This is a genomic window from Streptomyces thermolilacinus SPC6 (genome assembly GCF_000478605.2).
Classification (GTDB): domain Bacteria; phylum Actinomycetota; class Actinomycetes; order Streptomycetales; family Streptomycetaceae; genus Streptomyces; species Streptomyces thermolilacinus.
Map to the genome: position 1 here is coordinate 92,312 of NZ_ASHX02000001.1, position 12,228 is coordinate 104,539.

Consider the following 12,228-nt stretch of genomic DNA (forward strand, 5'->3'; position numbering starts at 1 on the left):
CCGGACCGAGGCGAGGGCCGGCCAGTGCCCTAATCGTGTTGACCGCCCCCGGCAGGCAGTGCTGGAGTCGGCACGTGGACAGCATCCCCGCCAACCGGCGGCTCTGGAACAAGATCAGCAGCGCCTACCAGCACGAGCACGACCCGCAAATCGGCGCCACACCCCGGCTGTGGGGCATGTACTCCATCCCCGACGCGCACCTGCACGCCCTGGGCGACGTCACCGGCAAGCGCGTCCTCGAACTCGGCTGCGGCGCCGGCCAGTGGTCCAGGGCGCTCGCCGCCGAGGGCGCCACCGTGGTCGGACTCGACCTGTCCGAAGCCCAACTCGCCGCAGCGGCCCGCGCGATGGGAGCGGCCCGCTACTCGCTAGTGCAAGGCGCCGCCGAACAACTCCCCTTCGCCGCCGACAGCTTCGACCTGGTGTTCTGCGACTTCGGTGGGCTCAGCTGGGCGCCCCCGCACCTGGCCGTCCCGCAGGCCGCACGCGTCTTGGGCCGCGGCGGGCGCCTGGTGTTCAACGTCGCCAGCCCATGGTTCGAAGCTTGCTACGACGAAGCCGCCAGCCGCGTGACCACGACGCTGCAGCAGGACTACTTCGGGCTGAACACCATCGCCGAAGACGACGGCGCGACCAGCTATCAGCTCACCTACGGCGACTGGGTCAAGGTCCTGCGCGGCGCGGGTCTCATCATCGACGACCTCATCGAGCCGCGGCCCGGACTCGGAACACCCAACGGCTACAACGAAACCGACCCACCCGACTGGGCACACCGCTGGCCGGCGGAACTGCTCTGGGTAACCCGCAAACCGTAAGTTCCGCCGCGCCGAGACGTGAAGGCATCCCCTCGCCGAGCAGGCCTTAAGGGCTGTCCGACTGATCATGGGCGGAGCCAGAGCCGGATCGAGGCGAGGGTGACGGTCCCGTGCAAGACGTAGGCGCGTTTGTCGAAGCGTGTGGCCACGGCCCGGAAGGTCTTCAACGCGTTGATCGTCCGCTCCACTTCGTTCCTGCGTTTGTAGATCGTCTTGTCGAAGCCGACGGGCCGTCCGCCCCTGCTGCCGCGTCTTTTGCGGTGGGCCCGCTGATCTCGGGGTTCGGGAACGGTGTGCTGATCTGGCGACGTCGCAGGTAGCGGCGGTTGCGCCGGGAGGAATACGCCTTATCGCCGCCCAGGTGGTCGGGCCGGGTGCGCGGATGCCCGCCACCCGGGCGGTGGACACGGATGCGTTCCATGACCGGGATGAGCTGCGGGGCGTCGCCCCACTGGCCCGGCGTGATCAGCAGCGCCAGCGGGCGGCGTCCGCCTTCACCGGCCAGGTGGATCTTGCAGGTCAGGTCGCCCCCGGGAGCGACCGAGTCCCTCGTCTGGGCGATGGTGCCGGGGCGTGCTTCTTTTCCCGGCACCCGCGGAGGTCTCCTGCGCGCTCCCGCCGCATGCTGACGACTCCCCGGCAGGACGTGGAGTCCACGCTCACCATCGACCAGTCGATACGGCCCTCGGCATCAGCGTCGGCCAGCACGGCCGCGAAGACCTTGTCCCACGTGCCGTCCGCCGACCACCACCGGTGCCGCTCGTAGACGGTCTTCCACGGACCGAAACGCACAGGCAGATCCCGCCAGGGAACCCCAGTGCGCTGTCGAAACAGGATCCCGTTGATGATCCTGCGATGACTGACCCGACGACCCCCACGCCGCCCGGACTCGGGCAGATGCGGCTTCAGTCCGGCCCGCTCCTCATTCGTGGGATCCACCCGCCCCCTGACCATGCCAACGAACCAACCCACGAACGGCCACAAGATCCGCCGGACAGGCCCTTGGACCGTTGCCAGAGGATGCTGGTGAGCCGGGCGCACCCCGGACTTCGGCGTCGAGCAGCGTCGTTCCCGGCACGGGCCACGCCTCCCGCCTGCGACGGTACGGCCGGGTGGTGTCCGTCTCGCCGCGTAAGCTGTTGGCTCGTATGCCCGTCTGTGAGGTCTACGCCCACACTGACGGCTTCCCGTTCGACCCGAAGGACTGAGCCGTGCCGGACCGACCTGAGATCGTCTGCATCTGCGGCTCTGCCCGGTTCGTGGACGAGATGAGCGCGGCGAACCGCGATCTGACCTTCGCAGGTGTCATCGTCGTCGCGCCAGGCGTCTTCCCGCGCGCCGAGGATCACGAACCGGACGAGTTGATCACCAACGAGCAGAAGACCGCGCTGGCCGCCCTCCACCTGCGCAAGATCGACTTGGCAGACCGGGTTCTGGTCGTCAACCCAGGCGGGTATATCGGCGAGTCCACGAGCAGGGAGATCGCATACGCCCACGCCATCGGCAAGCCGATCTCGTTCACCGATCCCCTCTGACCAGCAGACGCTTCGTGGTGCGCGCGAGCGACGAGACTCGGTCGGCCTTGGAGCGTGTTGCCGGAGGATCTTCGAAGTCGTCGGGCGCAGCCCTGTGCTTGTGTCTCGTGACGTGGTCTCGGATGAGACGTGGGCCTCGCTCGGGCCGTTGTTCCCGGGCGTGAAGGCCACGGCCGCCCGCCCGTCGATCGACGCGCGGTCGTCGAGCAGACGGCTCGGCGGTTCCGCACGGGGCGCCGGGATGGCCCACCAGGGCTGCGACGTCGAGTGGATCGCAGGATCCGCCGTCGGCGTATGGGCTGTGGCAGACGGTCCATGGGCTCATCCGCCGCCGGCAGCGTGACGGCATCTGGCCCGAGCCGCTGACCCGGCTGCAGGCCCGGCAGACGCGGCCTGGCTGACCGCCTGGGGGTCGACACCGACTCCGCGATCCGCGGGGCCATCAACACGCCGTACGCCTGGCATGTCGTGCCCCGCGCCAGCCGCGTCGTGTCCCGCGTCAGCCGCGGAGGCGGCCGTCGCGGCCCGGGGTCGTACCGTCCCGGCCGTCGGGGGTGCCGAGCGCCTGTGTGGCGATCACGGCGGCCTGGACGCGGCGCTCGACGCCCAGTTTGGCGAGGAGCCGGGAGATGTTGTTCTTGACGGTCTTCTCCGCCAGGTAGAGCCGCTTGCCGATCTCCCGGTTCGTCAGCCCCTCCCCCACCAGGGCGAGGATCTCCCGCTCACGGTCCGTCAGCCCGGACAGGGTGGACGCGGCCTGCTCCCTGGGCTCCTCGGCGCCTCCCCGCAGCCGGGCCATCACACGGGCGGTGGCGCCGGGGTCGAGCATCGACTGGCCCGACGCGACCGTGCGCACGGCGTGGACCAGGTCGGTTCCGGTGATCTGCTTCAGCACGTACCCGGAGGCGCCCGCCATGATGGCGTCGAGCAGGGCCTCCTCGTCGTCGAACGAGGTCAGCATCAGACAGGCCAGCTCCGGCATGCGCGAACGCAGTTCCCGGCAGACGCTGACGCCGTCCCCGTCCGGGAGGCGGACGTCCAGGACGGCGACCCGGGGCCGCAGCGCGGGCACGCGCACCAGTGCCTGTTCGGCCGTGCCCGCCTCGCCGACCACGGTCAGGTCCGGCTCGGCGTCCAACAGGTCGTGCACACCGCGGCGCACCACCTCGTGGTCGTCGAGGAGGAAGACCCTGACCGGTTCCTTCTCTCCGAGGCCGCCGCTGCTGTCCGTCATCGCACTCTCCGTCATTCCGCCGACTCTCCGCCCGAAGGCGGATCCTCCCGCATCCTGCCCGCCGGGCGGGACGTGCGGCCAGGGCCGTATGGCCCTGATTCGCCGGTGCCGCGCGCCCGGACCGGTGGGTCCGTCCTGAAAGGGGTCCGTTCGGCCCTGTCGCGGCAGGACACGGAGCGGGACCCTGGCGGAAAGGCACCCCACGGGGCCGAGGACGGAGCCGGAGCGGAAGGTGGGCACGATGAACGACGCAGCCACGCATCGAACGGCGGACGGCCGCCGGAAGACGGTGGCACCCCGGCGCATGGCCCACCTCGGCCGGGCCGAGGCGCTGCGGCTGCTGGGCACGGTCTCGCTGGGCCGCATCCTCTTCACGCAGCAGGCGCTCCCGGCGATCCGCCCGGTCAACCACCTGCTGGACGGCGACGACATCATCGTCCGGCTCCACGACGGCGCGACGCTCGCCTCAGTCGTGGCGCCCACCGAAACGGACGGCGTCGTGGTGGCGTACGAGGCCGATGTGATCGACCCGGACACCCACCTCGGCTGGAGCGTGGTGGTCACCGGTTACGCGCGCCGGGTCACCGACGACGAGGAGATGGCGAGTCTCGCCTCCCGGCTGCGGCCCTGGGTGGCCACACCGGTGATGAACGCGGCGCTGCGCATCCGCCCGGACCTGGTCACGGGACTGCGGCTCACCGTCTAGGTGCCGCGCCGGGCGCAGGGCCCGGCGCGGCGCGGCACCACCGCGCCCGTACACGCATCGCGCCCCGGTCCCGTACGAGTTCCCCGTACGGGCCCCGGCCGCACGCCCTCCCGTGCGCGCGGCCCTACCCGTACACCCTCAGGGACCGCTCAGGCGTTCCCGGCGGCGGTGATCGGCGCCCGCCACACGAGGCGGCTGCCGCCCCCGTCCGGGCGGCCTGTCTTCAGGGTGCCGCCCACGGACCGGGCGCGCTCCTCCAGGTTGCGCAGGCCGCTGCGCCTGCCGCCCTCCTGGATGCCCCGGCCGTTGTCCGTCACCGTCAGGATCACCTCGTCGGCGGTGGCCTGGAGGGACACCTCGACGCGGGTCGCCTGGGCGTGGCGGGCGGCGTTGCTGAGCGTCTCGGTGAGGGCGGCCATCACATGCTCGGCCACGCCCGGCGGCACGTCCGTGTCGAGCAGGCCCTCCATGCTCAGGCGGGGCGGGAAGCCGAGGGTGTTCGCCGTCTCGCCGACCGCGCGGGCGACGCGGGCCCGCAGGCTCGGGCCCGTGTCCTCGTCGCGGGCGCGCAGGCCGAAGATGGTCGAGCGGATGATCTTGATGGTCTCGTCGAGGTCCACGACGGCGCGGGTGACACGCTCGGCGGCGCCCTCGTGCTGGACGAGCCGTGCGGCGCTCTGGAGGGTCATGCCGGTGGCGAAGAGGCGCTGGATGGCCAGGTCGTGGAGGTCGCGGGCGATGCGGTCCCGGTCCTCCAGGAGCGCGAGCTGTTCGGCGTCGGTACGGCGCTGGGCCAGCTCCAGGGCGAGCGCGGCCTGTCCGGCGAACGCCAGCAGCGGCTGGAGCTCGCCCTCCGTGAAGACGGGTTCGCCCTGGTGGCGGGCGAGCAGCAGGACGCCGCGCGTGTCGTGCGCCTCGGTGCCCAGGGGTACGGCGACGGCCGGGCCGAGGCCGTCGAAGCGGCGGGGCCCCGCGCCGTAGCGGTCGTCGTCGGCGAGGCCGGTGGTGGTGACCGGCGCCCCGGCCTCGTAGGCGGCCCCGGACAGGGTGCCCGCGACGGGGACGACCAGGCCGCGGCGGAGCTCGCCGCCCGCGCCGAGGGCCAGTTCCACCACGAGGTCCTGGGTGCCGGGGACGGGCACGGTCACGTCGGCGAGCGCGGCGCCGGTGATCTCCTGGGCGCGGCGGGCGATCAGCTCCAGGACGCGCAGGCGGGGGCTGCCGGAGAGGAGGTTGTGGGTGATCTCGGCGTTGGCCTGGAGCCACCGCCGCTGGCGCTGGGACGCCTCGTACAGGCGGGCGTTGTCGATGGCGACACCGGCGGCGACGGACAGGGTGGCGATCACCGACTCGTCCTCGGCGTCGAAGTCCTGGCCGCCGCGCTTGTCGGTGAGGTACAGGTTCCCGAACACCTCGTCGCGGACGCGGATGGGCACGCCCAGGAACGTCCGCATCGGCGGGTGGTGGGCGGGGAAGCCGTACGACGCCTCGTGGGTGCCGAGCTCGCTGAGCCGCAGGGGCTGGGGGTTGCGGATGAGCTCGCCGAGGATGCCGTGCCCGGCGGGGAGGGGGCCGATCCTGGCGGTCTCCTCGTCGGTGAGGCCGACGGTGAGGAACTGCGACAGAGTGCGCCCGTCGGGGCCGATGACCCCGAGCGCCCCGTACTGGGCGTCCACGAGCAGCGCGGACGCCTCCACGATTCGGCGCAGCACCTGCGAAAGGTCGAGCTCCCGGCCGACGGAGACGACCGCCTCCAGCAGGCTGTGCACCCGGTCGCGGGTGCCGCGGGCGGCGTTGATGCGTGCCTGGAGTTCCTCCAGCAGCTCGTCGAGCCTCATCTGGGGCATCCGCGACAACGGACCCTCCATGCCCAACGGCCCTCCTCCGTCGATCCCGTGCTGCACCGGCAGCCTATCCGGCCGCACGGAGGGGCCCGAGTCGGTGTTCGACCAGGGGGACCCCCGGGCGCCGGGGCGCGATACCGGGGCGCGCGAACGCACACAGGGCGCGCAGGACGGGACGAGCACCCCTCGAAGGGGTGATAACGCCCCTTAGCTCTTTAAAACGACGTCGTTTTCTAAAGATGCTTTACCTCGGCACCGGCGAACAGATGCCCGTGCGAACGAGGAAAGGTGGATCGGTGAATCCGAGGATGCGTGGGCTGCGCAGCGCGGTGGCGCTGGGGTTCGCGGCGGCGGCCGTGGCGGCGACGTCCGCGGCCGCCGAGGCGCGGCCGGACGACGCGGCGGGTGCGGCGGGCGCGGCGGCCGGGGCCGCGAAGGGCGCCACGACCCTGGTCTTCGACAAGAACCCTTCCGACCCGTCGAACTCCCGGCTGCGCCTGTACAAGGGCGGCGTGCTGCAGGCCGGCTACCGCGCCGGTTCGGGCATGGGCGTCACGAACGACTGCGTACGCGACAAGGGCTGGATCCCGAACGGGAACTGGCGCGTCAGGCTGAAGTCCCGGACGTACAACGGCCAGTTCGTCAAGGGGTACGCGGTGTACCTCCAGGACATGCGGTGCTCCACGGGCAAGGTGACCCGCACGGAGATGTTCATCCACTCGGAGATGAACCGCGACGGGACGCAGGGCCGCGCGGAGGAGCGCCGCTGGAACGGGCCGGGGGACTACCGGTCCAACGGCTGCGTGAAGCTGAAGCCCGCCGACATCAGGGACCTGTTCAGCCGTCTCGACCGGATCGGGTGGCCGACACACCTGCGGGTCGTCTCCTGACGCAGCGGCCCGTACCGCCCGGTGGCGGCGCGCACGGATGTGCGGTCCCGCCGAGGCCGGGCGCGCGGGCGCGGCGGCGGTACGCTCGCTCGCGGGGACGCGCGCCACGGGGGCGCGTCCCGGAGCGAGCCGTCGCGCGGACCGAGGGGGTCACCGGTGTCAGCGGGAGGGCGCCGCGCCCGTCTGCGGGCCGAGATGTCCGCCGAGGTACGGGCGGCGGCGCGGGCGGTCATCGTCGAGAGCGGTGTCGAGTCGCTGACCCTCACGGAGGTCGCGCGGCGGGTGGGTGTGACCCCGGCGGCGCTCTACCACCACTTCGAGCGGGGGCTGCCCGACATCGTCGCGCGGGTCGCCGACGACATCGTGGACGAGCTGGTGGACGAGCTGTCCCAGGCGGCCGCCCGCTACCCCAGGGACAACTTCGCGATGCGGATGGTCGCCCCCAGCCGTGTGCTGCGGTCCTGGGCGATCGGCCGCCGACGGGAGTTCTGCTTCCTGTTCGGAACCCCGGCACGGGCCGCTGGGGACGCCCACGCGGCCCTGACGACCCGCTGGGTGCGGCGGCTGGCAGGCGTGTGGGGCCCCGTGTTCGCGGAGCTGTGGGCGGCGCGACGCTACCCGGTGCCCACGGGCGCGCTGGAGCCCCGGCTGCGGCGGCAGATGGGCGACTACGTGCGCGACACGGGCGTCGACCTTCCGCCGGAGGCCGCCGCGGTCATGCTCGGCTGCTGGCGCTCCCTCTACGGGCAGGTCGCCATCGAGGCGTTCGGCCATTTCTCGCCGCTGTTCGGCGACCAGCAGCCGATGTTCGAGCTGCTGATGCGCGACATCGTCGGCGGCCTGGATCTGATCGACCAGTACGAGCCCCCGGCCGCCCCGGCGCCCTGACACACCTCCGTACGCGTACATCCGTCACCTGGCACATCTCCGTACCCGTACGTCCGTCACATCGGCTTCACGGGCCTGCCCGGCCTCGCTTCGGGCCGCCCGGGAGGAACTTCGACCGAAAGGGAACACTCATGAGCAAGGCGAGCGGCAAGCGGCGCACGGCGGTCGGCCTCGCGGCGGTCGCCGTGGCCGCGGCGCTGATGGCGCCCACCCCGGCGGGCGCCGCCCCACAGGGCGATCCGTGGATGTGCACCCCCGGAGCGTTCTGCGTGTACTCCGGCGACAACGGCAACGGCAAGGTGTGCGGCTGGCAGGTGGACGACCCGGACTGGCTGCACGGGTCCACGGTGTGCGGCTGGTCGAAGACCACGCGTGTGCGGTCGGCGTTCAACAACGGCAGGAGCGGCATGCCGGTCTCCGCGTTCACCCGCACCGGGCTGACGGGCACCAAGATGTTCTGCCTCGCCAAGGGCAAGAAGACCAACCTGCCCCGCGCGGGCACGTACCTGCGAAGCCACACCTGGAAGTGCTGACCCGAGACGGCCGTCGTGCGCGCCGGTGTCCGTGGTGGGGCACCGGCTCGCGCCACGGGGCATCGGCGCCCGCGCACGACACCCCGTGGCGGTCGCCTCCGCACGCCCGGCAGGCCCTCTTCTCCCGCCTCCGTCGCAGGCAGGACGCTGATCGTGCTCCACCGGATCATCACCCATCCCAGGAGGGCACCATGGCGTTTCCCCGATCCTTAGCCACCACGCTCCTCGCCGGTCTGCTCGCGACCGGGACGGTCGTGGCGCTCGCCACCCCCGCCTCCGCCGTGAGCCGGTTCGACGACGGCAGCTTCGAGTACCCGACCGGTCCGGCCAACTCGTTCCGGACGCTCTCCAGCGGTCAGACCATCGGACCGTGGAGGGTCACCAGCGGGGCGGTGGACCACATCGGCGCCGGATTCTGGCAGGCCGCCGAAGGAGACCAGTCCGTCGATCTCAACGCCACCCGGCCCGGCACGGTGTCGCAGACCTTCACGACCACCGCAGGCAAAAAGTACAGCGTCACCTACGCCCTGGCCGCCAACCCGGAGGGCGGACCGGCCGTGAAGACCGGCCGGGTCCTGGTGGACGGGCAGAACTTCCAGGACTTCTCCTTCGACTCCACGGGCAAGACCCGCGCCGCCATGGGCTACGTGACCCGGCAGATGACGTTCGTGGCCAACGGTCCGACGACGACGCTCGGCTTCACCAGCACGGTGACCGGTGCGTACGGCCCGGTCATCGACGACGTACGGGTCGATGACACCTGCTGCTCCTGCTCCTGCCCCTCCTGACCGGGACGGCCGCCGGGGCCCGCACGGCCCGCACAACGCCCACGACCCGACGACGAGCATGCCCCGCGACGCGGCGCCCACAGGCCGTGCCGACCGGAAACCACCGGTCGGCACGGCCTCCTCGTTCCCGTACGGCGATGCACCGCCCATGACGCGCCGGACACGCCGTGATCACGTTTTCACCCACCGGGGCGACCCTCCGCCGGACGCGCGGGTCTCCTTCCCGACCGGAACCAACCGGCTGAGGAGGGCCATGCGTCATGCCAGGACCGTGCCTCCTAACGGCTGGCCAACGGTCAGCCAGCCGCCCTGGGCGGAGGACCTGGCCGGGATCACGGCCGTCGTCGGCGTGTCCGTCCTGCGGACGCGCCGCGCCCGGCCCTGACGCGCCACCCGGCGCCGTTCCGGCGGCGCGGCGCGGCCGGGACGGACGGGTGGGCCCTTCGGGGCCCGTCCACGCGTACCGTCGGGGCATGCCGCAGCTCTCGCCCCGTCTCGCCGAAGCCGTCGCGGCGCTCCCTCTCGCCCCGCATCTGCGGGTTCTGGAGATCGGGTGCGGGCCAGGCGCCGCCGCCCGTGCGGTCGCCGCGCGACTGGACACCGGGCACATCCTGGCCATCGACCGGTCGGCCGCCGCCGTGGCGCGGGCGCGGGCCGCCTGCGCCGAGGAGATCGCGTCCGGCCGCCTCTCGGTACGGCAGTGCGCCGCCGAGGACTTCGAACCGGAGCCTGGCGACGGCCCGTTCGACCTCGTCTTCGCCTTCCGGGTCGGCGCGCTCGACGGCCGCCACCCGGAGACGGGGCGTCAGGCCCTGAGCCGTATCTCCGCCGCGCTCGCGCCCGGCGGACGGGTCTTCGTCGACGGCGGCGACCCACTGCGGGAGCTGCCCGTACGCGGGTGACGGCAGGGACAGAGGAAATCCGTGTACGCGCGAAGGCGCGGCGCATAGGGTCGCCAGCATGGCGATCATGGGTCCACAGGACATCGACGAGGCGGTCACCGCCATCACCTCCGCACTGCGTGACGTGACCGACCGGGACTGGTCCGTTCCGGCGGCCGGGCTGGAGTGGAGCTGCTACGACACGGCCGTCCACATCGCGAGCGACTTCACGGGCTACGCCACGCAGTTGACGGGCCGCGCGACCGACGGATACGCGCCCTACAGGATCGTCGCCGCGCCGGGCGCCACCCCCGACGGCCTCGTCCGCGTGCTCGAGGCGACCGGCGGGCTGCTGTCCGCCGCCGTCCACCGGACGCCTTCGGACGTACGGGGCTGGCACCCGTACGGCGCCGCGGGCGGCGACGGGTTCGCGGCCATGGGCATCCTGGAGGCGCTCGCGCACGCCCACGACATTCTCGGCGGGCTCGGTGTACACGGCTGGCAGCCGCCGCCGCACCTGTGCGCCCGGGTGCTGGAGCGGCTGTTCCCGCACGTCCCGCGCGGGGATGACCCCTGGCGCACACTGCTGTGGGCCACCGGCCGCGGTGAACTCGACGGCCTGCCGCGCCTCGGCGCGTGGCGCTGGCACGCCGACCCCGTCCGCTCCGAGCGGCTGGTCCTGTGCGAGATCGGGCCCGCTCTCGCGGCCGATCTGCACGACGGCGGCAGCGGTGGGTTCGTATGGGCCGAGGGCGGCCCGGAGGAGGGGACACGCTTCGCCGGGGGCATGGTGGCGCGGGCGCACGAGGCGGGCACGTACCGGCCGGGCTGGGGCGCGTACGCCATCGTCCGCGTCTCCGACCGGCGGGCCGTGGGCGGCATCGGTTTCCACGCCGCTCCCGACGCGGACGGTGCGGCCGAGGTCGGCTACGACATCGTGGCGGCGGAACGCGGCCGGGGCTACGCGACGGAGGCGCTGCGCGCCCTGGTGGACCGGGCCTTCACCCGGCCGGAGCTGACCGTGCTGCACGCGACCGTCGAGCCCGGCAACGCCGCCTCGCACGCCGTGGTCGCCCGCGCCGGGTTCACCCCGGCCGGTTCCGCCGACGGCGGCGTCCGCTACGTGCTGCCCCGGCACGCCGCCGTACGGAACCGGGGCGCGCGGGGATGAGGCGGCGGACGTCCGGGGCGACGGCGTAGAGCACGCCGTCATCTGGTCCTGACGTGCCTCGGACCCGGCCGGGAGGGCCGGGTCCGAGACGCTGGCGGTGGGCTTACCAGGCGGCGTCGTTGGCGCCGAGCCGCCACAGGCGGTCGTCGGTGGGCATGGCGGTGTTGAGGTAGAGGGTGTTCCAGCTGCCGTCGTTGTAGCGGTTCACGGTCAGGGCCAGGGACGTGTTCACCTTCGGCTGCCAGATCCACCAGCGGGAGTTGTTGTCGTACTCAGGGCGCAGAACCCAGCGCTGGAGGTCGGAGCCGTCGCAGGCGCGGACGACGACGGTGGTGCCGCGGGCGGGCGTGGCGGAGGAGGGCTGGAGGCACTTGTTGGCCGCCTGGTTCTTGAACGTCATGGTCCACTTGCCGTTCTCCCAGGCGCCGCCCACCTCGTCCCACACCTCGGTGCGGTACTTCCAGCCGGGGTCGCGCAGGCTGATCGCGGTGGCGCCCTCGCTGGTGGCGTCATTGAGGAGCGCCAGGCGGCTGCCGTCGGACTTGTTGAACAGGTCCTGGCTGGTGCGGTCGGCGGCGGATGCGCCACCGGCCGTGAGGGTGCCGAGGAACGCCGTGGTGACCGCGGCGCAGACGACGGCGCGCGCGAAGCGACGAGAGGACATCGATCTCCTTGGGGGTGCGGTGTCGGGCTCCCGCGTGGCGCGGGTGCCGAAGTGGCTTCGGAGCCTCACCTGGGGTGATCACTCGCATCCGTATGGTGCACAGGCGTGGCGGCAGCCCTTGGCCACCGGAGGCCCGATGGCGGAAAACCATGGACAAGGCCGGGTGGCGCCCCACGTCCCGCAGAACCGGTGCGACAGCGGAAGAAACGGTTCCACTCGCAGTGACGGGCCGTCACATCGTCGCGCCGATCGGCCGAAACCCGCTGGTCCGCTTGTATG

At 72.5% G+C, this 12,228-nt stretch carries 13 protein-coding genes and 1 pseudogene; 10 read left to right on the plus strand and 4 right to left on the minus strand.

Translation table 11 applies throughout. The features are described 5' to 3' along the window. The first annotated feature begins 74 nt into the window (after positions 1–74). Positions 75–815 (plus strand): class I SAM-dependent methyltransferase, encoded by a 741-nt coding sequence (locus J116_RS00465; protein WP_023591340.1) that lies wholly within the window; start codon positions 75–77, stop codon positions 813–815. Positions 816–880: 65 nt separating this feature from the next. On the opposite strand, the pseudogene J116_RS28100 reads toward J116_RS00465, so the two are convergent. Continuing rightward, positions 881–1,769: pseudogene (locus J116_RS28100) on the minus strand (IS5 family transposase). Positions 1,770–2,026: 257 nt separating this feature from the next. Here J116_RS28100 and J116_RS00475 point away from each other — a divergent pair. After that, entirely contained in the window at positions 2,027–2,350 is a 324-nt protein-coding gene (locus J116_RS00475; protein ID WP_023591339.1) for a hypothetical protein, read from the plus strand. Between the two features lie 499 nt (positions 2,351–2,849). Here the strand turns inward: J116_RS00475 and J116_RS00480 are convergent, their stop codons facing one another. Beyond that, entirely contained in the window at positions 2,850–3,584 is a 735-nt protein-coding gene (locus tag J116_RS00480) for a response regulator (protein ID WP_023591338.1), read from the minus strand. Between the two features lie 241 nt (positions 3,585–3,825). On the opposite strand from J116_RS00480, the gene J116_RS00485 reads away from it, so the two are divergent. Continuing rightward, positions 3,826–4,290 (plus strand): pyridoxamine 5'-phosphate oxidase family protein, encoded by a 465-nt coding sequence (locus J116_RS00485; protein ID WP_079147836.1) that lies wholly within the window; start codon positions 3,826–3,828, stop codon positions 4,288–4,290. 149 nt (positions 4,291–4,439) lie between these two features. Here J116_RS00485 and J116_RS00490 read toward each other — a convergent pair whose 3' ends face one another. Next, positions 4,440–6,137: a sensor histidine kinase gene (locus J116_RS00490; RefSeq protein ID WP_023591336.1), complete on the minus strand. Its 1,698-nt coding sequence runs from the start codon at positions 6,135–6,137 to the stop codon at positions 4,440–4,442. Positions 6,138–6,430: 293 nt separating this feature from the next. On the opposite strand from J116_RS00490, the gene J116_RS00495 reads away from it, so the two are divergent. The 7 genes from J116_RS00495 (at position 6,431) to J116_RS00520 (ending at position 11,285) form a co-directional block, all read left to right on the plus strand. Beyond that, entirely contained in the window at positions 6,431–7,024 is a 594-nt protein-coding gene (locus J116_RS00495) for a L,D-transpeptidase family protein (protein WP_028964841.1), read from the plus strand. Positions 7,025–7,180: 156 nt separating this feature from the next. Further along, on the plus strand, positions 7,181–7,912 hold the full coding sequence (locus J116_RS00500; protein ID WP_051204018.1) for a TetR/AcrR family transcriptional regulator: 732 nt from the start codon (positions 7,181–7,183) through the stop codon (positions 7,910–7,912). A 131-nt stretch (positions 7,913–8,043) separates the two neighbouring features. Continuing rightward, positions 8,044–8,445, plus strand: a complete 402-nt coding sequence (locus J116_RS00505) for a peptidase inhibitor family I36 protein (RefSeq protein ID WP_023591333.1) — start codon at positions 8,044–8,046, stop codon at positions 8,443–8,445. 191 nt (positions 8,446–8,636) lie between these two features. Continuing rightward, entirely contained in the window at positions 8,637–9,233 is a 597-nt protein-coding gene (locus J116_RS00510; RefSeq protein ID WP_023591332.1) for a choice-of-anchor C family protein, read from the plus strand. Between the two features lie 253 nt (positions 9,234–9,486). Further along, complete coding sequence (locus J116_RS31165) at positions 9,487–9,618, plus strand: hypothetical protein (RefSeq protein ID WP_268810576.1); 132 nt, start codon at positions 9,487–9,489, stop codon at positions 9,616–9,618. Positions 9,619–9,706: 88 nt separating this feature from the next. Next, a complete protein-coding gene (locus J116_RS00515; protein ID WP_028964840.1) occupies positions 9,707–10,135 on the plus strand; it encodes an SAM-dependent methyltransferase in 429 nt (142 codons plus the stop codon). 58 nt (positions 10,136–10,193) lie between these two features. Then, positions 10,194–11,285, plus strand: coding sequence for a GNAT family N-acetyltransferase (locus J116_RS00520; protein WP_023591330.1), 1,092 nt, complete (start codon positions 10,194–10,196; stop codon positions 11,283–11,285). 103 nt (positions 11,286–11,388) lie between these two features. Here J116_RS00520 and J116_RS00525 read toward each other — a convergent pair whose 3' ends face one another. Then, entirely contained in the window at positions 11,389–11,949 is a 561-nt protein-coding gene (locus J116_RS00525) for an RICIN domain-containing protein (RefSeq protein ID WP_023591329.1), read from the minus strand. Positions 11,950–12,228 lie beyond the last annotated feature (279 nt).